18 protein-coding genes and 5 pseudogenes are annotated in these 18906 nt (G+C 62.3%); 11 read left to right on the forward strand and 12 right to left on the reverse strand.

Annotation, left to right across the window (positions count from 1 at the left end; genetic code table 11):
* Nucleotides 1-102: 102 nt before the first annotated feature.
* Nucleotides 103-582, reverse strand: a complete 480-nt coding sequence (locus tag HT737_RS04640) for a GNAT family N-acetyltransferase (RefSeq protein WP_095666896.1) — start codon at nt 580-582, stop codon at nt 103-105.
* A 242-nt stretch (nt 583-824) separates the two neighbouring features.
* Complete coding sequence (locus HT737_RS04645) at nt 825-1373, reverse strand: cytochrome b (protein ID WP_095666897.1); 549 nt, start codon at nt 1371-1373, stop codon at nt 825-827.
* Nucleotides 1374-1642: 269 nt separating this feature from the next.
* Between HT737_RS04645 and HT737_RS04650 the strand changes: the two genes are divergently transcribed.
* From HT737_RS04650 to HT737_RS04680, 7 genes and pseudogenes are all read left to right on the forward strand, one after another.
* Nucleotides 1643-2257, forward strand: a complete 615-nt coding sequence (locus HT737_RS04650) for a thermostable hemolysin (RefSeq protein WP_182401645.1) — start codon at nt 1643-1645, stop codon at nt 2255-2257.
* A pseudogene (locus tag HT737_RS04655) lies at nt 2247-3729 on the forward strand (AMP-binding protein). Before HT737_RS04650 ends, HT737_RS04655 begins: the two are co-directional and overlap by 11 nt.
* Entirely contained in the window at nt 3726-4400 is a 675-nt protein-coding gene (locus HT737_RS04660; protein WP_047295011.1) for a TenA family transcriptional regulator, read from the forward strand. Before HT737_RS04655 ends, HT737_RS04660 begins: the two are co-directional and overlap by 4 nt.
* The gene (locus HT737_RS04665) at nt 4387-5196 is read left to right on the forward strand and encodes an SDR family oxidoreductase (protein ID WP_182401647.1); all 810 of its coding nucleotides are present in this window, start codon (nt 4387-4389) and stop codon (nt 5194-5196) included. The genes HT737_RS04660 and HT737_RS04665 overlap by 14 nt, the downstream gene beginning before the upstream one ends.
* On the forward strand, nt 5193-5837 hold the full coding sequence (locus HT737_RS04670; RefSeq protein WP_182401649.1) for a tetratricopeptide repeat protein: 645 nt from the start codon (nt 5193-5195) through the stop codon (nt 5835-5837). The genes HT737_RS04665 and HT737_RS04670 overlap by 4 nt, the downstream gene beginning before the upstream one ends.
* Before the next feature lie 11 nt (nt 5838-5848).
* Nucleotides 5849-6511, forward strand: a complete 663-nt coding sequence (locus HT737_RS04675; protein ID WP_047295015.1) for a response regulator — start codon at nt 5849-5851, stop codon at nt 6509-6511.
* On the forward strand, nt 6508-7884 hold the full coding sequence (locus HT737_RS04680) for an ATP-binding protein (protein WP_182401651.1): 1377 nt from the start codon (nt 6508-6510) through the stop codon (nt 7882-7884). The genes HT737_RS04675 and HT737_RS04680 overlap by 4 nt, the downstream gene beginning before the upstream one ends.
* Here HT737_RS04680 and HT737_RS04685 read toward each other — a convergent pair.
* The 6 genes from HT737_RS04685 to HT737_RS04710 all read right to left on the reverse strand — a co-directional run bounded on the left by HT737_RS04685 (nt 7873) and on the right by HT737_RS04710 (nt 12224).
* The gene (locus HT737_RS04685; protein WP_047295018.1) at nt 7873-8451 is read right to left on the reverse strand and encodes a LysE family translocator; all 579 of its coding nucleotides are present in this window, start codon (nt 8449-8451) and stop codon (nt 7873-7875) included. The two genes, HT737_RS04680 and HT737_RS04685, sit on opposite strands and share 12 nt — an antisense overlap.
* Before the next feature lie 68 nt (nt 8452-8519).
* A complete protein-coding gene (locus tag HT737_RS04690; RefSeq protein WP_182401653.1) occupies nt 8520-9359 on the reverse strand; it encodes an AraC family transcriptional regulator in 840 nt (279 codons plus the stop codon).
* Nucleotides 9360-9461: 102 nt separating this feature from the next.
* Nucleotides 9462-10160 carry an arsenical resistance protein ArsH gene (gene arsH, locus HT737_RS04695; RefSeq protein ID WP_182401655.1) on the reverse strand — a complete coding sequence of 233 codons (699 nt, stop codon included), beginning with the start codon at nt 10158-10160 and terminating at the stop codon, nt 9462-9464.
* Between the two features lie 12 nt (nt 10161-10172).
* Nucleotides 10173-10643, reverse strand: coding sequence for an arsenate reductase ArsC (locus tag HT737_RS04700; protein ID WP_182401658.1), 471 nt, complete (start codon nt 10641-10643; stop codon nt 10173-10175).
* Nucleotides 10644-10669: 26 nt separating this feature from the next.
* Nucleotides 10670-11017: a metalloregulator ArsR/SmtB family transcription factor gene (locus HT737_RS04705; RefSeq protein ID WP_041062977.1), complete on the reverse strand. Its 348-nt coding sequence runs from the start codon at nt 11015-11017 to the stop codon at nt 10670-10672.
* A 265-nt stretch (nt 11018-11282) separates the two neighbouring features.
* Nucleotides 11283-12224: a hypothetical protein gene (locus HT737_RS04710; RefSeq protein WP_182401660.1), complete on the reverse strand. Its 942-nt coding sequence runs from the start codon at nt 12222-12224 to the stop codon at nt 11283-11285.
* A 306-nt stretch (nt 12225-12530) separates the two neighbouring features.
* On the opposite strand from HT737_RS04710, the gene HT737_RS04715 reads away from it, so the two are divergent.
* Together HT737_RS04715 and HT737_RS04720 are read left to right on the forward strand one after the other, a co-directional pair.
* Nucleotides 12531-13214, forward strand: coding sequence for a response regulator transcription factor (locus HT737_RS04715; RefSeq protein WP_003223938.1), 684 nt, complete (start codon nt 12531-12533; stop codon nt 13212-13214).
* Nucleotides 13192-14587: pseudogene (locus tag HT737_RS04720) on the forward strand (sensor histidine kinase). The gene HT737_RS04715 and the pseudogene HT737_RS04720 overlap by 23 nt, the downstream one beginning before the upstream one ends.
* 15 nt (nt 14588-14602) lie before the next feature.
* On the opposite strand, the pseudogene HT737_RS32575 reads toward HT737_RS04720, so the two are convergent.
* Together HT737_RS32575 and HT737_RS04725 are read right to left on the reverse strand one after the other, a co-directional pair.
* Nucleotides 14603-14725, reverse strand: a pseudogene (locus HT737_RS32575) (metal ABC transporter ATP-binding protein); the annotation flags it as partial.
* Nucleotides 14726-14769: 44 nt separating this feature from the next.
* Nucleotides 14770-15568: pseudogene (locus HT737_RS04725) on the reverse strand (SDR family NAD(P)-dependent oxidoreductase).
* Nucleotides 15569-15744: 176 nt separating this feature from the next.
* Between HT737_RS04725 and HT737_RS04730 the strand changes: the two are divergent.
* Nucleotides 15745-16404, forward strand: a complete 660-nt coding sequence (locus HT737_RS04730; protein WP_047295034.1) for an isoprenylcysteine carboxylmethyltransferase family protein — start codon at nt 15745-15747, stop codon at nt 16402-16404.
* Between the two features lie 102 nt (nt 16405-16506).
* On the opposite strand, the gene HT737_RS04735 is transcribed toward HT737_RS04730, so the two are convergent.
* Complete coding sequence (locus tag HT737_RS04735; protein ID WP_108182366.1) at nt 16507-17175, reverse strand: HAD-IA family hydrolase; 669 nt, start codon at nt 17173-17175, stop codon at nt 16507-16509.
* A gap of 78 nt (nt 17176-17253) precedes the next feature.
* Nucleotides 17254-17667: a response regulator gene (locus tag HT737_RS04740; RefSeq protein WP_182401662.1), complete on the reverse strand. Its 414-nt coding sequence runs from the start codon at nt 17665-17667 to the stop codon at nt 17254-17256.
* Nucleotides 17668-17866: 199 nt separating this feature from the next.
* On the opposite strand from HT737_RS04740, the pseudogene HT737_RS04745 reads away from it, so the two are divergent.
* Nucleotides 17867-18809 (forward strand): annotated as a pseudogene (locus HT737_RS04745) (class I SAM-dependent methyltransferase).
* The last annotated feature ends 97 nt before the right edge of the window (nt 18810-18906 follow it).

Genomic DNA, 18906 nt, shown 5'->3' on the forward strand with positions numbered 1-18906 from the left:
AGCAGGCTCGCTCCCACAGGTTTTGGGTCAGGCTCGGGAGGGCGTTTGGCCGGGCTGGCGCCATCGCGGGCGAGCCCGGCTCCCACAGGGATTGGGGGGTGGCTATTGTCGGTGGCGGGTCATGTTGATCAGGGCTGCGCGTCTGCCGCCAGGTGCCGGGCGTTCTTCGATGGAGAACGGCACGAAGCCGAGTTTCGGGTAGAGCAGCAACCCTGCGGTGTTTTCGTTGAAGCAGGACAGCTGCACTTCCCTGGCCTGATACTTTTCAAAGCCGACTGCAGTCATGGTTTCGACGATGTAGCGCGCGACGCCCTGGCCACGGGCGTAAGGCGCGACGATGACGTTGCCGATGCAGCAGACGCCGTCGTGTTCGGCACGGTAGAAATTGGCGAAACCGACGAACTCACCGTTGGCCAGAAACGCCGTGGAGTCGAAGCGTTGGCTGATCGCGGTGTGCATTTGTTCTTCCGTCAGCGGGTACTGCGCTTTCGGGAACATGAAGTACAACTCTTGAACGCCCTGCGGAAAGCCGCACAGGGTTTTGACGTCGTCGGCCGTCACTGGCCGGTGGGTAAAGTTCATGGCTGCCCTGCCCCTTATTGTCGGTGTTGCCAAGGTGATGCGCGCCCGGCGCGTTGGCATGCCATAGCGTGGACGCGAAGTACGATTGCGGCAACTGCCCCGTCTTGCCAGACACCACAAAAACCTGTGGGAGCGAGCTTGCTCGCGAAGGCAGTGTGTCAGTCAGCGATGATGCCGGCTGACACGACGCCTTCGCGAGCAAGCTCGCTCCCACAGGGATTGGGGGTTGAAGGAGGTCAGGATTATTCCGTGCGACCCGGCAACATCCGCACCAGCGTGTTATCCCGCACCCAGTAGTGGTGAAACAGCCCCGCCGCCGCGTGCAGGCCGATCAGCCAGTAGCCGGCGCTGCCCAGCGTTTCATGCCAGTACTTGAGTTGTTTGGCGAAGTCCGGGTCGATGGCGACCGGTGCCGGGACGTGGAAGCCGAAGTACGGGAACGGTTTGTCGGCGGCGGCGAGCATCAGCCAGGCGAGGATCGGCGTGGCGATCATCAGCACGTACAGCGCCAGGTGCATCAGGTGCGAGATGCCGGTCTGCCAGGCTGGCGGCTTGGGGGTGATCGGCGGGCGTGGGGTCAGGCGGCCGAGCAGGCGCACCCAGACCAGCACGAAAATGCTCGCGCCGAACAGGCCGTGGAAGCCCATCAGCAGGCCGCGCGCTTCGCTGCCCTTGGGCATGAAGCCTTTGATTTCGACACAGGCGTAGACGCCGACGAAAAGCGCCAGCATCAGCCAGTGCAACGTAATTGACAGTTTTCCATAACGGGTGACGGCGGTGTCGCGGGTCATAAGAAGCGCCTCGTGATTGTCGTGAGCGACGGTCGATTCGTTCGACAGTCTCGATCCGGTTGCAGGGCGAACCGACGGTGCCACCCTGCCCTTGCAGTCTTAAGACAATCTGAAGATTGCCCGTTGATTAACCTTTTTTCACCTTCAGACTTCGTTAAGAAATGCCTCCGATACTGCGCTCAAACCATTGAGGGAGGCGCTCTGCCCATGCCCGATTACCACTGGAACATTCCCCTTCCTCTACGTTTCGGTCAGGCCGAACGCCGCAGATGACGTTGACCGGCGCCCTGCCCGACGACGCGCTGCGAGAGACTTTCGAAGCCTTCATCCAGCAGCGTTTTCGCAAGGCCCACGGCGCGACATTCGACACTTTATGCCCGAGCTGTTCGGCATGCACAACGGCGACGGTGCGCTGTGTGCGGTGGCCGGGGGTGCGCCGAGCGCATGTGGAACCGCTGTTCCTTGAGCGCTATCTGGATGAACCGATCGAACCCTTGATCAGTGCGGCGGCGGATCGTCCGGTTGAGCGTAGCGCCATCGTCGAAGTCGGCAACCTCGCTGCCAGCGACACCGGCAGCGCACGCTTGAGCATCATCGCCATCACCTATCTGTTGGCCATGGGCGGCCTGGAATGGGTGACCTTCACCGGCAACATCGGGCTGGTCAACAGCTTCCATCGGCTCGGTCTGAAGCCAGTGACATTATGCGCCGCCGACCCGGAACGCCTGGGTGACGAGCGTCAACACTGGGGCAGTTATTACGAAAGCAAGCCGTGGGTGCACGTCGGCAACATCCGCGCCGGCTTCGTCCATTTGCGCAATATCGGCCTGTTCACTCGATTGGGCCTGCCGACTTCGATTGAAGGAGCCTGTCATGTCGCTTGAACTGCAACGCTTCCAGGAAACCCTGCGCGACCATGCCCGGCGCAATGACAACGCCACCGCGCTGTGGGGCGATACGCTGAAACTTGATTACGCCACGGTGTATGCCGAGGTGCTGTATCGCCAGGAACGCCTGCGCGATGAACAGGCGCAAGTCGTCGCCCTGGCGCTGGATAACGGCGTCGATGCGATGCTGTGGGATCTGGCCGTGCTGTTCGAGGGCTTGACCTGTGTGACGCTGCCGCCGTTTTTCAGTCCTGCGCAACGGGCGCATTGTCTGGAACAGAGCCAGGCCGAACGGGTGATTGCCGAACCGGAGCTGGCGGCCGAGCTGCTCGCCGCCGGCTATGAACAGCGCGGCGAGTTCTGGTGCCGCACCTTCAGCGGCCCGAGCCGGATGCCGGCCGGCACCGCCAAACTGACCTTCACCTCCGGCACCACCGGCACACCGAAAGGCGTGTGCCTGAGCGCCGACAGCTTGCTGCGTGTGGCGCGGGAGCTGGATCACGCGAGCAAACCCACCGATCCACAGCATCATCTGGCGTTGCTGCCACTGGCGATTCTGCTGGAAAACCTCGGCTGCTACGCCGCGCTGTATGCCGGTGCGACGCTGAGCCTGCCAAGCCAGAAAACCCTGGGCMATTCAGGGCGCCAGCGGCGTCGATGTACCGCAGCTGTTGGGCTACCTGGCCGGTCGTGCGCCGGAGAGTCTGATTCTGGTGCCGCAACTGTTGCTGATGCTGGTCAGTGCTGCCGAACAGAAAGCCTTCGATCCGCAAAAACTGCGCTTCGCCGCCGTCGGCGGCGCCCGGGTCTCGGAGGATCTGCTGCACCGCGCGCAGCGTGTCGGCCTGCCGGTGTTCGAGGGCTACGGCTTGTCCGAATGCGCCTCGGTGGTGTGCCTCAATCGCCCCGGCGCGCGGCGTCCGGGCAGTGTCGGCCAGCCGCTGCCGCACGTTGAAGTGCGCCTGGCCGAAGACGGCGAAGTGCTGATCAAGGGCTCGACCCTGCTCGGTTATCTGGGCGATGCGCCGTACGCCGATGAGTGGTGGCCCAGTGGCGATCTGGGCGAGTTCGACCCCGAGGGTTTCCTCTACCTCAAGGGTCGCAAGAAGCACCAGTTCGTCACCAGTTTCGGGCGCAACGTCAACCCGGAATGGGTCGAGTCGGAACTGACCCAGCGCCGCCACATTGCCCAGGCCTTCGTCTATGGCGAGGCCTTGCCGCGCAACCACGCCCTGCTCTGGCCGCACCGTGCCGATTGCAGCGACGCGGAGCTGGCCGCCGCAGTCGCCGAAGCCAACCAAGCCTTGCCCGATTACGCCCAGGTGCATGGCTGGACGCGCCTGGCGCAACCGTTCACCGCCGCCAATGGCTTGCTCACTGCCAACGGTCGGCCACGCCGCGAGGCGATTGCCGCGCTGTACCACGCCCAATTGACTGAATCCGCTGTTTCCGAGGAGTCCGCATCATGAGTTTTTTCGACACCCTGCAAGAAGCCACGCATCAGGAACGCCACGAGCTGTTCAATCTGCCGATCATTCTTGACGCCCTGCAAGGCAAGGTCAGCCTGGAAAGCTATCGGGCGTTTCTCGCGCAGGCGTACTACCACGTGCGTCACACCGTGCCGTTGATGATGGCCTGCGGCGCGCGTCTGCCGACACGTCTGGAATGGCTGCGCAAAGCGGTGGCCGAGTACATCGAAGACGAATACGGCCATGAACACTGGGTCCTCAACGACATCGCCGCGTGTGGCGGTGACCGCGATGCGGTCCGCGACGGCCAGCCCTCACTGCCGATTGAGCTGATGGTGAGTTTTCTCTACGACTTGATCGCCCGGGGCAATCCGGTGGGCCTGTTCGGCATGGTCAACGTGCTCGAAGGCACCAGCATCGCCCTGGCCACGCATGCGGCGGGGAGCATTCGCGAGCGTCTGGCACTGCCGGACACCGCGTTCAGCTACCTCAGCTCGCACGGTTCGCTGGACATCGAGCACATGCAGACCTATCGCCGCTTGATGAATCAACTGGAAGATCCCGAAGACCAAGCGGCCGTGATTCACGCCTCGAAAGTCGTCTATCGCCTGTACACCGACATGTTCCGTGGCCTGCCGCGTGACGCGGAGACTCAACATGCAGCTGCGTGACGCGCGGGTGGTGTTGACCGGTGCCAGTGGCGGCATCGGCCTGGCGATTACCGAGGCCTTGTGCGCCGCCGGTGCCCAGGTACTGGCGGTGGCGCGGCATGAGCAGGCGTTGGCGCCGTTGCTTGAGCGCTATCCAGATTCGCTGTGCTGGGTCGCCGCCGACCTGACCTTCCTCAGTGACCGGCGCAAAGTGCTGGCCGCTGCCGAAGCCATCGGCAGCATCAACCTGCTGATCAACGCGGCCGGGGTCAATCACTTCGCCATGCTCGAACAGCTCGACGACAGCGACATCAACGCGATGCTCGCGGTCAACATCAGCGCGCCGATGTGCCTGACCAAATTGCTGCTGCCGCTGCTCAAACAGGCCGACAGCGCGATGGTGGTCAACGTCGGTTCCACTTACGGCTCTATCGGCTACCCGGGCTACGCCAGTTATTGCGCGACCAAGTTCGCCCTGCGCGGATTTTCCGAAGCGCTGCGCCGCGAGCTGGCCGACACTCGGGTCAACGTGCTGTATGTCGCGCCCCGGGCCACGCGCACGTCGATGAACAGTGCGGCGGCGCAAGCCTTGAACGATGCCCTCAAGTCCAGCGTCGATGACCCGCAAACCGTCGCCTCGGCGGTGATCCACGCGATTGCCGGCGACCGCCGCGACTTGTATCTGGGCTGGCCGGAGCGCTTCTTCGTACGCCTGAACAATCTGCTGCCGCACCTGGTGGATCGAGGCTTGCGCAAGCAACTGCCGCTGATCCGCCGCCTCAGTGAAAAAACCGACAACGAGTCCCTGAAGCCATGAAAAAACTTAGCGCATGCCTGTTGTTCGCCGCCCTCAGCCAAAGCGTCTGGGCACTGGAACCGGCCGATCAGCAGCGTCTGAACGGCATCCAGCAGAGTTGGGCGCACATCCAGTATGAAGTAGCGGAAAAGCAACGCGCCGCCGCGTTCGAGCAGTTGTCGTCCGAAGCCACTGCCTTCACTGCACAGCGCCCGGCGGTGGCCGAAGCGTGGATCTGGAAAGGCATTGTCACCAGCAGTTGGGCCGGCGCTCAGGGCGGGCTCGGTGCCTTGGGCAAGGCCAAGGACGCCAAGGCCGATCTGGAAAAAGCCCTGACGCTCGACCCCAAGGCCCTGCAAGGTTCGGCCTATACCAGCCTGGCGGCGCTGTATGATCGCGTCCCGGGCTGGCCGATCGGTTTCGGCGACAGCGACAAGGCCGAGCAACTGCTCAAGCAAGCGCTGCAACTGAATCCGGATGGCATCGACAGTCTGTACTTCTGGGGCGATCACCTCTACCGTCAGAAGCGCTACGCTGAAGCCAAAGCTGCGCTGCTCAGAGCTCAGCAGGCTGCACCGCGCCCGGGCCGGGAAACCGCTGACGCCGGGCGTCGCAAAGAGATCGCTGCGCTGCTGGTGGACGTGAACAAGAAACTCGACTGACAGGAGTCCGCGTGCGTTTATTACTGATTGAGGATGACGTCGCCCTCGGTGAAGGCATTCATCAGGCCCTGGGCCGCGAGGGTTACACCGTCGACTGGTTGAAGGATGGCAGCAGCGCGTTGCATGCGCTGCTCAGTGAAACCTTTGACGTGGCGGTGCTCGATCTGGGCCTGCCGCGCATGGACGGCCTCGAAGTGCTGCGCCGCCTGCGCGACAGCGGTTCGAACCTGCCGGTGCTGATACTCACCGCCCGCGATGCCACCGAAGACCGCATCGCCGGGCTGGATGCCGGTGCCGACGACTATCTGGTCAAACCGTTCGACCTCGCCGAACTCAAGGCACGCCTGCGCGCTCTGTTGCGGCGCAGTGCGGGCCGCGCTCAGGCGCTGATCGAGCACGCCGGGATCAGCCTCAACCCCGGCACCCAGCAGGTCAGCTATCAGGGCCAACCCGTGGCGCTGACGCCCAAGGAGTATCAGCTGCTGCATGAATTGCTCTCACCGCCCGGCCGGGTGATGACCCGCGATCAACTGATCCAGCTGCTTTACGGCTGGAACGAGGAAGCGGAAAGCAACACCCTCGAAGTGCACATCCATCACCTGCGCAAAAAATTCTCCACCGACCTGATCCGCACCATTCGCGGTGTGGGGTACCTGGTGGAGGAGCGTCGATGACCTCGATTCGTCGCCGCACGCTGACGCTGATCATCGGGCTGTTGCTCGCGGGTCTTGCGGTGCTCAGCGTGTTCAACCTGCACGACAGCAACCACGAAATCGCCGAAGTCTACGACGCGCAATTGGCGCAAAACGCTCGGCTGCTGCAGGGCGTGATGCGCATGCCGCTGGCGAGCCAGGAACACTCGCAGTTGTATCAGGCGTTCAATCAGGCGCTCGGCGAAGCCAAGCCGCGGGTCGACGGTCACCCTTACGAAAGCAAGATCGCCTTCCAGGTCTGGAACCCGAAAAACGAGGTGCTGGTGCACACCGCCAGTGCGCCGTCGTTCACCGCACCGCCGACGCGGCCGGGTTTCAGTGATGTGGTGGACTTGAACGGTCGCCACTGGCGCGCCTTCATGCTCGAAGACCCGCAAAACGAGCTGCGCATCTGGGTTGGCGAACGCGACGATGTGCGGGCCGATCTGGTCGACCGCATCGTGCGCCATACGCTGTGGCCGAACGTGCTGGGCAGTCTGATACTCGCGGCGATGGTCTGGCTGGCCATCGGCTGGGGCCTCAAGCCGCTGGCGAACATGGCCGCGACCCTGCGTGCCCGCCACAGCGGCTCGCTGGAACCGTTGCAACTGACGCCCCTGCCCAGCGAACTGGAACCGATGCAGGCGGCGCTCAACCGCATGCTCGCGCAGATCCAGGAAGTGCTTGGCCGTGAACGGCGCTTCATCGCCGATGCCGCTCACGAGATGCGTACGCCGCTGGCGGTGCTGCGGGTGCATGCGCAAAACCTGCTGGAGGCGGGCACCGAACAGGAGCGCCGCGAGTCGTTGCAGTTCCTGATTTCCGGGGTTGATCGCGCCAGTCGCCTGGTCAATCAATTGCTGACCATGGCGCGCCTGGAACCGAAATCCAACCCGCCGCCGCTGCAACGCATTGACCTCAGCGAAACCGTGCGCAACAGCCTGGTACAACTCACGCCGTGGCTGCTCAGCAAGCATCTCGAACTGGCCTTCGAAGACAGCGCACAAGCGTTGCACGTCATGGCCAGCACCGCCGCCATCGACATCGCCGTGAGCAACCTGATCACCAACGCCGCCAACTTTTCCCCGGAAAACGCAGTGATCACCGTCAAGCTGAGCGAGGCCGATGGCTGGTGCCTTTTGAGCGTCGAAGATCAGGGCCCGGGCATCGACGAAGCCGATCGGGCACGGTTGTTCGAACGCTTTTACAGTCGCGGCAACGCCAACGGTGCAGGCCTGGGGCTGACCATCGTCAACACCATCGCATTGCGCCTGGGCGGACGGATTACCCTGGTCAACCGGGCCGAGAGCGGCTTGTGCGCAACGTTGTCAGTGCCGATCAGCTCAGGCGTGTAGCAACGCAGCGGCGGATGAGACGACCAGCAGCACCGCCAGAATCCGGTTCAGCCACTGCAACTGCGCCGGATTACTCAGCCAACGCGCTGCACCGCGACCGAGCAACGCCCACAGCGCCAGACACGGCAACGACACCAGAAAGAACGCCAGGCACAACGCGTTCAAGCCCTGCCCTTGTGCGGTAAACACGCTGATCACGGCAATCGCCATCATCCACGACTTGGGGTTGACCCATTGCAACAGCGCGGCGCCGAGCAGGCCCAGTTCGGGTTTCTCTTCGCCGGCGGCGGGGTCGATGGCGGTGGCCGGCGCGCTGAAGATCTGCCACGCCAACCAGAGCATCCAGCCCATTCCCAGCGCACTGATCACCGGGCGCACGCCGGGCAGCATCAAAGTGCTGGCTCCCGCACCGGCCACCCACACCAGCGACGCAGCACCCGCTCCCGCGCCGAGGATGATCGGCAGGCACGGCCGCCAGCCACGTCGGGCACTGGTGCTGAGCACGATCAGATTGGTCGGCCCCGGAGTAACCGAGGCCACGAAGGCAAAGAGGATGAACGCAAGCATGGCACGGCCCTGTAGAAAGTCAGGGCCTACTCTGACGGCTGCGCAGGGCTGCGGTCTTGAACGTTTGTTCAGCGTCGAGAGGTGCCGATGGCGCGTTGCTGATAGGCGCCCGGCGAGATGCCGTAAGCGCGTACGAACCAGCGGCCCAGATGGCTTTGGTCGGCGAACCCGAGGCGACTGGCGACGTCCACAGGCTGTATGCCGGCAGCGAGCATCTGCCGGCCGCGGCTGAGGCGCAACTGGATCAGCCACGCGTGCGGCGCGAGCCCATAGGCTGCCTTGAAGGCGCGGGTCAGGCGAAAGCGGTCGGTGCCGCAGACCTCGGCCAGGGTTTGCAGGCTGATGTCCTGTTCGTGAAAGGCCACCAGATAATCGCGCGCCTGACGAGCGATCAAAGGCGCGCGGCTGGCAGCGGTCGGTTGCGGTCGGCGATACAGATGAATCGCCAATCGTTCGAGCAAGGCGTCCAGCGCCACCTCGCGCACCATGCGCACGTCCTGTTGATGCAACGCATTGAACGCAAACAAGGTGGCGCGGGCCAGCTCGGGATCATCGTTGAGCACACTGCCGATGCCGGGCAGGCCGCTGCCGTAACTGCCCAGATGCAAACCGTCCAGCGCTTGCTCCAGCCATGCCGGTTGCAGATAGAGCATGCGATAAGTGAAGCCGTCCGGGCTCGGCGCGTCGCCGTCATGAATGTCCCCGGGTTCGAGCATGAAGACTTTGCCCGGGGTACTGTCGTGCCGCGCCCGACGACTGTTGAAGCGCTGCACGCCTTGCTCGGTGAAACCGATCAGGTAGGTCTCATGCCAGTGCGGATCGTAGGCGTGCGCATGCCCGGCGAAATGCGCGTGCAGGGTTTCGATGCCGGTTTCCCGGTCGTGGGCAAGGTCGATCCAGTTACTCATGGCTTGAATACGCTAATGGGCTGGCGCCAGTAATCCACAAATGCCCCGGAACGGCTAGAACGTTTGTGCACTGCCCGACCGATGAAGGCGTGTCGCGGCGCTTCAGATCGAGCGCTGATTGACCCGGGCCATCAGTTGCTCGGCGCTTTCCTTGCGTTCGGAATAGCGATCCACCAGAAAATCCTGGCGCTCGCGCAGCAGCACGGTGAACTTCACCAGCTCCTCCATCACATCGACCACGCGATCATAGAACGGCGAAGGTTTCATCCGCCCCGCCTCGTCGAATTCGGTAAAAGCCTTGGGCACCGAAGACTGATTGGGGATGGTGAACATGCGCATCCAGCGCCCCAGCACACGCAGCTGATTGACCACATTGAACGACTGCGAACCGCCGCAGACCTGCATCACCGCGAGGGTTTTGCCCTGGGTCGGACGCACCGCGCCGAGCTCCAGCGGGATCCAGTCGATCTGCGCCTTGAACACCGCCGACATCGCGCCGTGGCGTTCCGGCGAACACCACACCTGGCCTTCCGACCAGAGCACCAGTTCGCGCAGTTCCTGCACTTTGGGATGATCGACCGGAGCATCGTCCGGCAACGGCAAACCGGACGGATTGAAGATGCGCGTTTCAGCACCGAAGTGCTCCAGCAAGCGTGCGGCCTCCTCCACCAGCAGACGGCTGAAGGAGCGTTCGCGGGTCGAGCCGTAGAGCAGCAGGATGCGCGGTTTGTGTTCGTGCGAAGGTGGCGTGTTGCGACCTTCGAACAGCTTGTGATCAAGATTGGGCAGGTGCTTTGACATATGTCCTCCGGCTCAAAGGGAGCCGATGCGATCCAGTTCACGCTGAAGCTCAACGCGGCTGAATGTTTGGAAAGGAAGACCGAGGAAGGTTTTGCAGCGGCGCTCGATGATCGCCAGCGTGGCACGGAACGCCGCGTCCACGGCCGCCTCATCACCGGTCACCTCGGAGGGATCCTCCAGCCCCCAGTGGCATTTGATTGCCGGGCCGAAGTACACCGGGCAGGTTTCGCCCACCGCCTTGTCGCAAACGGTGATGACGATGTCCGGCGGGTTGCCTTCGAAGGCGTCGTTGCCTTTGCTGTACAAACCGTCGGTGGAGATACCGGCCTGTTGCAGCGTCGTCAGGCTGCGCGGCAGCACTTGGCCCTTGGGAAAACTGCCGGCGCTCACCGCCTCGAAGCCCTCCTGCGCCAGATGATTGAACATGGCTTCGGAAAGGATGCTGCGGCAACTGTTGGCCGTGCACATGAACAGGACACGCATGGGTAGCTCCCGGGGATAGTTGAAGTTCAGCAGCACGCAGTTTCGCGGGCAGGACGGCCATCCATGTTGTGCAGTCGACAGGCGTTGTCCTTGAGCCAATCGGTGTTGGCCTTGGCCGTGACGTTGAGGACCTGCCGGACCCAATCCGGCAGGTCCGGGTTGAGCCGGTAATAGACCCATTGGCCCTGACGCCGATCAAGCAGCAACCCATTGCTGCGCAATTGCGCGAGGTGGCGGCTGATTTTCGGCTGGCTGTCGTCGAGGGCGCACATCAGCTCGCAGACACACAGCTCACCCTGCTCGGCAATCAGCAAGGTGGCGCGCACGCGGGTTTCGTCGGCCAGGCTTTTGAACAGTTCGGTGGGGGTGAGCATGGGGCGGACTCAAACATATGGAAAACCGAATATACGGATATCCATATATTATTCAACCCCGAATTTCAGCAACAACGATGAGCCCTGCGAGAGCGTGCGTGGACGCAGAAAGCAAAAAGCCGCTTTCACCGTGAAGTGAAAGCGGCTGAGGCAAAGGCCTCAATAGAGCAACAGGATCAGTGCACGAACAGAGCGATCAGGATAATGATCGGGATTGGCACACCGAGGAAAAACAGTAATAGAGAGCGCATGGTGATTCTCCTTGTTAACGGACTGGCGGCAGCGTGGTGGTGGCGGTGTAAGTCTCGACTTCAACGTACTCGACTGCATCCCGACGACGGCCGCCGAAGGTGGCTGCCAGGCTGGCGAAGAACGCACCGGCCAACAGCGCAATGAACATCCACAGCGACGTCCAGGCAGCAACCTTGGCAGCGGTGTCAGCCGCCTGTTGGGCTTTGACCTTGGCATCGGCTATGGCTTTTTGAGTGCGCGCATAAACCTCGTCGACCCGCTTCTCGGCGTCGGCCTGACTCAGGTTGGTCCGCTGTGCGACCAGTTGCGCGAGGTAGGTGCGGTCTTCAGGGCTGAGTTGGCCGTTGGTCAGGCTCTGGGCGAAGATCCGGGTCACCGCGCCATGCGCGGCGTCATCGCTGACGGACGCCGGACGGTCATCGCGAAACAGGCTGTCGACGAAGTAACCGTATTGATCGCTGTTGGTGTTTGCTGCAGCGGTACCGGCCGCCTGAGTCGCGGCAGCGGCTGCGCCACCGGCGACACTGGCACCGGCCTGCACACCGCCGCTGATGACACTGCTCACTGAGCCGACGACCAGCACAGCGGTGACCAGCGTCGCCACACACCAGGCGAGGAAGCCATGGGCGGTATCACGGAAATACACTTCATCTCCGTGCATGTTGGCCCACTTAACCCGCAGGCGGCCGGCGATATAGCCACCCAGACCGGAGGCGATAATCTGCGTCGCCGCCAGCCAGACAATCGTGGAAATCCCCAGGCTCTTGGCGCTGACGCCCTCCCCGGCCCAAGGTGAAACGGCAGAGAATCCCAGACCGAAGCCAAGCAGCACCAGAATCATCGACAGTGCTGCAGCCGCCGCCGCGCCCGCGAAGATCGCGCCCCAGGACACGCCTGACACGTTGCTCGACTCTCCTTCGAAGGCCGGATAAAACCCATCAGAGGATCTATTCATTGTTGTAGTGCTCCAGGCATGAAAAATGGTGTTACAACTCGTCAGCAGATGAATTGCAGCGACCGTGCCAGTCGACAACTTTAAATAAATCTATATTTTTCAACGGCTTAAAAAGACTGAACTTCTCTGTTCATTGCAATTTGCAACAATGCACGCAAACCAGCGGGTTTTCTGCATTGACGGCAAAACAGCCGGGCACCCGAATCTGCGTTTGTGACAGGCTATACATGAAAGTTAATTTAAAGCGCGACGGAAAATACTTGGCAAAATGCTGCCATCCCGTTTGAACCGATCAAGGCCTGCTCTATGACTCGTATTTTGACCATCGAAGACGACGCCGTGACTGCCCGTGAAATCGTTGCCGAACTCAGCAGCCACGGCCTGGAAGTGGATTGGGTCGACAATGGCCGCGAAGGTCTGGACCGTGCGGTCAGTGGTAACTACGACCTGATTACCCTCGACCGCATGCTGCCGGAACTCGATGGCCTGGCCATCGTCACCACCCTGCGCACCATGGGCGTGGCCACGCCGATTCTGATGATCAGCGCGCTCTCCGATGTCGATGAGCGTGTGCGCGGCTTGCGGGCTGGCGGCGATGATTACCTGACCAAGCCGTTCGCCACCGACGAAATGGCCGCGCGCGTGGAAGTGCTGCTGCGCCGCCAGAACAGCGTCGCCACCCAGGCCACCACATTGCAGGTGGCCGACCTCGAACTGGATCTGATCAGCCACGAAGCACGCCGCGCCGAGCAGGTGCTGACGCTGCTGCCGACCGAATACAAGTTGCTGGAATTCCTCATGCGCAACAGCGGCCAGATCCTGTCGCGGATGATGATTTTCGAAGAAGTCTGGGGCTATCACTTCGACCCGGGCACCAACCTGATCGACGTGCACATCGGTCGTCTGCGCAAGAAGATCGACGCGGCGGGCAATGTTCCGCTGATTCGCACGGTACGGGGCTCGGGTTATGTCATTGCCGAACCCGTCTGACGGCTGGCGCTCCTCCAGCAGTCGTCTGCTGGCGCTGTACAGTTCGCTGTTCGTGGCCTGGAGCGCGATCCTCATGGGGGTCATGTACTTCGAAGTCTCCAGCTACCTCGATAACCTTGCCAAGCATTCGCTGATGCAACGTCAGCATCTGTTTTCGCACTTTCGCGGTGAACAACTGGAAGAAGCCCTCGCCGCCAGCATGACCTTCGACATCCGCGGCATCGACGCCTACGGCCTGTTCGACGCCCAGGGCGTGTACCTCGGTGGCGCCTTGCAGCAACTGCCCGAAGGCCTGCCGCTGGACGGCAAGATTCATACGCTGGATGACTGCGCCGATTCCGACGACCCGACCCTGCCCGCCGACAGTTGCGATGCGGTGGCGACTCAGACCCGCGATGGCCGCTGGCTGGTGTTGCTGCGCGATAACGGTTCGTTGTTCGCCGTGACACGGATCATTCTGCATGCCTTGTTCTGGGGTGTGTCACTGACGATCCTGCCGGGGATTGCCGGCTGGCATTTGTTGCGCCGTCGGCCGCTGCGGCGCATCCGCGCGATTCAGGACAGCGCCCAGGCCATTGTCGCCGGCGACCTGACTCACCGTTTGCCGCTGTCCAACCGCCGCGACGAACTGGACATGCTCGCCGCCATCGTCAACGCCATGCTCGATCGCATCGAACGGCTGATGCACGAAGTCAAAGGCGTGTGCGACAACATCGCCCATGACTTGCGCACGCCACTGACGCGACTGCGCGCGCAGTTGTATCGCATGCAGCAACAGGCCGGCGAAGGTTCGCCCGCAGCGGCGCAACTGGATCTGGTGCTGGCTGAGGCCGATACGCTGATGGCGCGGTTTCGCGGCTTGCTGCGGATTTCCGAACTGGAAGATCGTCAACGGCGCTCAGGATTTGTCGAGCTCGATCCAGTGCAGTTGCTGGAAGAACTGCATGAGTTTTACCTGCCACTGGCCGAAGAAGGCGAACTGCTGTTCGTGCTGAACATGCCGGAAACCCTGCCGCCCCTCAATGGCGACCGCGCGTTGTTGTTCGAGGCGCTGGCCAATCTGTTGAGCAACTCGATCAAGTTCACCCCGGCGGGCGGCACGGTGATTTTGCGCGGCGTGAATGACAACGGGCATACGCGGATCGAAGTCCACGATTCCGGACCGGGGGATTCCCGAAGCCGAGCGTGAGGCGGTGTTCCAGCGTTTCTATCGGGCCGAAGGCGGGCAACCGCAGAGCGGCTTTGGCCTGGGCCTGTCGATTGTGGCGGCGATTGTCAGCCTGCATGGCTTCAATCTTGAGGTGGGCAGCAGTGAACTGGGGGGCGCGAAGCTGGTGCTGGATTGCCGGCAGAGTTTGATCGCCAACTCCTGATGTCACAGGGTTCCCCTGTGGGAGCGAGCTTGCTCGCGAATGCGGTGTAACCGTCAATGAAGATGTTGACTGATCCGACGCCTTCGCGAGCAAGCTCGCTCCCACAGTTTTTGCGTTTTGTCTATCAGGCCGGGTAATTGGCCCGCAGCGCCTCAAGGCCACCCTGATAAAGGCCGTTGAACTCAGATCGCCATACTGTCGACTACACCGCCATCCACGCGCAAGGCCGCGCCCGTGGTGGCGGAGGAAAACGGCGAGGCAATGTACGTGACCAGATGCGCCACCTCGGCAACGTCAGCCACCCCGCTGGATGATCGAGGTCGGCCGCGCCCGGCGGACGAAAGCGTCGGCTTCGTCGCGCAGGTTGCGACCGGACTCGGCCGCGGCGTCCTTGAGCATGTGCTCCACGCCGCCGGTAAAGGTCGGCCCCGGCAGGATCGCATTGACCGTCACGCCAGTGCCGGCCAGACGCTTGGCCAAGCCATGGGATACCGCGAGGTTGGCGCTTTTGGTCACGCCGTAATTAAGCATGTCGGCCGGGGTGGCCACACCGGATTCCGAAGACAGGAAAATGATCCGCCCCCAACCCTGCTCGACCATCGCCGGCGCGTAATGGCGCGCCAGGCGCACGCCGGAAATCACGTTGACCTCATAGAAGCGCGTCCACTCGCTGTCCGGGGTGTCGAAGAAATCCACGGCGTCGAAGATCCCCAGGTTGTTCACCAGAATGTCTGTACGCGGTTCAGCGGCGAAGAGTTTTTCCGCGCCTTCGGCGGTGCCCAGATCCGCCGTCAGACCCCGCAATTGCGCACCCGGCACCTGCTGCCGAATGCTCGCCAGCGCTTGCTCGACCTTGGCCGCTTCACGCCCGATGACCACCACCGTGGCGCCGGCTTCGGCCAGCGACTGACTGATGCCCAGACCAATGCCACCCGTGCTGCCGCTGACGATGGCCAGTTTTCCACTCAAGTCGATTTTCATGGGTTCACCTCTTCGATAGGCAATACACGGACAAATAGAAGGAATGGATCAGCGTAGACGCGATGTCGGCCGTATGAAGACGTGGCCGACCAAAGACCGGTCGCGAACGATCCGACGCCTTCGCGGGTTGAGCGGCGTTCTACACTGAAAGGGTCAGCTGCTTTTTAGAGAACACCATGAAAATGTCTGCGCAAATGACCGTGGTCGCGGTGCTGGCCACCCTTGCCTATCTGGGGCTGGCGGTGTGGGGCATCGGCGGGCCGGCGGTGTTCTTCTCGCATCGGGCGCTGGTGCTGGTGGCGCTGGCCACGGTATTGATGGTGCTGGCATCGCTGTTCACCGATGTGAACATGAGCTCGGGCGAGCGCGAGGACCGCGCCAATCGCTGGGTGATTCCGGCATTCGGCGTCATCGGTCTGCTCAGCGGTTTTCTGCCGGCGTACTGCGATCGCATCGACTTCTGGACCTTCGGCGCTGAAGGCGTGCGCTGGCTCGGCGCGTTGCTGTTTATCGTCGGTGGCGCGCTGCGACTGTGGCCGGTGTTTGTGCTGGGCCGACGGTTCAGCGGTCTGGTGGCGATTCAGCCGGGGCATCGGTTGGTCACCGACGGCATTTACACGCGCCTGCGCAACCCGAGCTACCTGGGGTTGGTGATCAATGCCGTGGGCTGGGCGCTGGCGTTTCGTTCCAGTGTCGGGTTGATTCTGGCGGCGCTGACATTGATTCCGTTGATCGCGCGTATCCACTCGGAAGAAGCCTTGCTGCGCGGGCAGTTTGGTGCGGAGTACGAGGCTTATTGCGCACGTAGCTGGCGCTTGTTACCGGGCGTCTACTGACCCTGCAGGAGCTGCCGAAGGCTGCGATCTTTTGACCTTGCTTTTGAAAATCAAAGGCAAAAGATCACAGCCTGCGGCAGCTCCTACAGGGAATGGGTGATATCAGGTCTTTTGCAGGTGCAATTGGCCTTGGCTGTTGGCGGTGACGCTCAGCGACTCATAGCTGTCGATCGTCGCGTGGCGGGTGTCGAGCGGGTGCTGGTGCGTTGTGGTGATGATCATCAGCGCCGCTCCGGCCGCTTCAGCAGCCTGGATGCCGACGGTGGCGTCTTCGAAAATCAGGCAATCGGCGGGATCAAGCCCCAGACGCTGCGCGGCCAGACGATAACCCGCCGGATCGGGCTTGCCTGCCGTCACATCCTCAGCGGTAATCATTACCGCAGGCTCGGCAATCCCCGCCGCCGCCATGCGGCGCAACGCGAGATCCCGAGGCGCCGAGGTCACCATGGCCCAACGCTGCGCAGGCAGGCTGTCGAGAAACGCCGCGGCCCCGGGAATCTGCACAATCCCTTCGACATCATCGATTTCCGCCTGCGCGATGAACGCTGCTTGCGCCTCGGCATCAACCCCCGGCAGGTTCAGCCGGCGAATGGTGTCGATGGCGCGGGCGCCATGGATGGTCGGCAGGAAACTCTCGACATCAACCCCGTGGCGCTCGGCCCACGCCGCCCAGACGCGCTCGGCAGCGGCAATGGAATTGAGGACGGTGCCGTCCATGTCGAACAGGAACGCGCCGAACGCGCGATCGAAGACGTTATCGTGAGCAGACAAAAGGTCGCATCCTTTGACAGAACCGGGCGGATTGGCCGGGCAATGTAGCATTTTTGCCCGGCAATTCGACCCGAAGACTCAGTGCAGACGCGCGGCCTTGGACTTGAACGCGCTGTCGACACAATCGAGCAACTGGCCGATGGCCCAGGGCTTTTTGATGAACGCCACCGGGTGCTTGACCCCGGAGGTCTCCGGCGTTTCATAACCGGACATGACCATCACCGGTTTGTCCGGCCAGCGTTCGCCGACCAGATTGGCCAGCCCCGCGCCGTTGATTTTACCGGGCATGGTGATGTCGGTCAGCAGTAGCGCGACTTCCGGCGCGTGCGCTTCCAGATACAGCTTGGCGGCATCCGCACTGGTTTGCGGCTCGACCTTGAAACCTTCCTCCTGAAGAATTTCGCAGAGAAATTCCAGAATCAACGGGTCGTCCTCAACCACCAGAATCAACCCGCCAGGAAGGTGCGCGCTCGGCGTCGGTGTTGGACTCATGAACTGGCACTCCCTGAATTGCATTAACGACTTAGCGGCTCAAATCCGCTGCTTATCAGGTATGAGCAGCGCGCCCTGCATAAATTCATTTTTGATACAGGTCTTTTCTTAACAGTGGTCAATGGCCTTGGCTGTCGGGCGTTCGTCAGGCGGCTTTTGTGGTTAAAATGCCGGCCCTTTTGCTTGCCGACCGTGACTGATGAACCCTGAAGCCCTCGCCACCCTCCGCGCCCACTTGTTGCCTGCACTGGCGGCCGCACCGAGCGAAACCCGTCGCCTGTTCCATGGTCGTGGACGTTGCTGGCCGGGGCTGGAGCAACTGACAGTGGACTGGCTGCAAGGCGTGGTGCTGGTCTCGCTGTTCAAGGAACCGGCACCGGAACAGCTCGAAGCGCTCAAGCACGTGCTGCTCGACCTCAGCACCTCGGCCGAGTGGCTGCAGTCCGGCGCCCACACCCTGCTGCTGCAACATCGCTATTTGCCGCAAAGCACCGCCGAATGGTTGCTGGGGGGATGCCATCGACGAGATGAGCATCGTCGAGGGCGGCTTGCAGTACCGCGTCGATCTGGGCCGCAAGCAGAACGCCGGGCTGTTTCTCGACATGCGTTACGGGCGCAACTGGGTGCGTGAACAAGCGGCGGGCAAACGCGTGCTGAACCTGTTCGCCTACACCTGCGGGTTTTCCGTGGCGGCGATCGAAGGTGGCGCCCGCCATGTGGTCAACCTCGACATGTCCCGCGCCGCGCTGAGCCGTGGTCGCGACAATCACCGCTTGAACGGGCATGACCTGAGCAAGGTGAGTTTTCTTGGTCACGACCTGTTCAAGTCCTGGGGCAAGGTGATCAACAGCGGCCCGTACGACCTGGTGATCATCGACCCGCCATCATTCCAGAAAGGCAGTTTCCTGCTGACCAAGGATTACCAGCGGGTGCTGCGTCGTTTGCCGGAATTGCTCACGGCAGACGGCACGGTGCTGGCGTGCATGAATGATCCTTCGTTGGGTTCGGACTTTTTGATTGATGGCGTGACTCAGGAGGCGCCGAGTCTGCGCTTTGAGCAGCGGCTGGAGAATCCGCCGGAGTTTCCGGATATCGATCCCGAGAGCGGCCTGAAGGCGCTGGTGTTCAAACGTTTCGATTGACCTGACACCCCGCAAACACCGCTGATCCTTGTGGGAGCTGGCTTGCCAGCGATGGCGGTGTTTCTGGTAACGAGGATGTCAGCTGTGCCGCCCTCAT

Origin of the sequence: Pseudomonas sp. MD195_PC81_125 (genome assembly GCF_014060985.1) — a bacterium.
GTDB lineage: Bacteria > Pseudomonadota > Gammaproteobacteria > Pseudomonadales > Pseudomonadaceae > Aquipseudomonas > Aquipseudomonas parakoreensis.

Excerpts from the sequence above, each read along its gene's own strand:
- HT737_RS04640 (WP_095666896.1), bottom strand. The coding sequence starts at position 582 with ATGAACTTTACCCACCGGCCAGTGACGGCCGACGACGTCAAAACCCTG.
- HT737_RS04645 (WP_095666897.1), bottom strand. The coding sequence starts at position 1,373 with ATGACCCGCGACACCGCCGTCACCCGTTATGGAAAACTGTCAATTACG.
- HT737_RS04650 (WP_182401645.1), top strand. The coding sequence starts at position 1,643 with ATGACGTTGACCGGCGCCCTGCCCGACGACGCGCTGCGAGAGACTTTC.
- HT737_RS04660 (WP_047295011.1), top strand. The coding sequence starts at position 3,726 with ATGAGTTTTTTCGACACCCTGCAAGAAGCCACGCATCAGGAACGCCAC.
- HT737_RS04665 (WP_182401647.1), top strand. The coding sequence starts at position 4,387 with ATGCAGCTGCGTGACGCGCGGGTGGTGTTGACCGGTGCCAGTGGCGGC.
- HT737_RS04670 (WP_182401649.1), top strand. The coding sequence starts at position 5,193 with ATGAAAAAACTTAGCGCATGCCTGTTGTTCGCCGCCCTCAGCCAAAGC.
- HT737_RS04680 (WP_182401651.1), top strand. The coding sequence starts at position 6,508 with ATGACCTCGATTCGTCGCCGCACGCTGACGCTGATCATCGGGCTGTTG.
- HT737_RS04685 (WP_047295018.1), bottom strand. The coding sequence starts at position 8,451 with ATGCTTGCGTTCATCCTCTTTGCCTTCGTGGCCTCGGTTACTCCGGGG.
- HT737_RS04690 (WP_182401653.1), bottom strand. The coding sequence starts at position 9,359 with ATGAGTAACTGGATCGACCTTGCCCACGACCGGGAAACCGGCATCGAA.
- arsH (WP_182401655.1), bottom strand. The coding sequence starts at position 10,160 with ATGTCAAAGCACCTGCCCAATCTTGATCACAAGCTGTTCGAAGGTCGC.
- HT737_RS04700 (WP_182401658.1), bottom strand. The coding sequence starts at position 10,643 with ATGCGTGTCCTGTTCATGTGCACGGCCAACAGTTGCCGCAGCATCCTT.
- HT737_RS04705 (WP_041062977.1), bottom strand. The coding sequence starts at position 11,017 with ATGCTCACCCCCACCGAACTGTTCAAAAGCCTGGCCGACGAAACCCGC.
- HT737_RS04710 (WP_182401660.1), bottom strand. The coding sequence starts at position 12,224 with ATGAATAGATCCTCTGATGGGTTTTATCCGGCCTTCGAAGGAGAGTCG.
- HT737_RS04715 (WP_003223938.1), top strand. The coding sequence starts at position 12,531 with ATGACTCGTATTTTGACCATCGAAGACGACGCCGTGACTGCCCGTGAA.
- HT737_RS04730 (WP_047295034.1), top strand. The coding sequence starts at position 15,745 with ATGAAAATGTCTGCGCAAATGACCGTGGTCGCGGTGCTGGCCACCCTT.
- HT737_RS04740 (WP_182401662.1), bottom strand. The coding sequence starts at position 17,667 with ATGAGTCCAACACCGACGCCGAGCGCGCACCTTCCTGGCGGGTTGATT.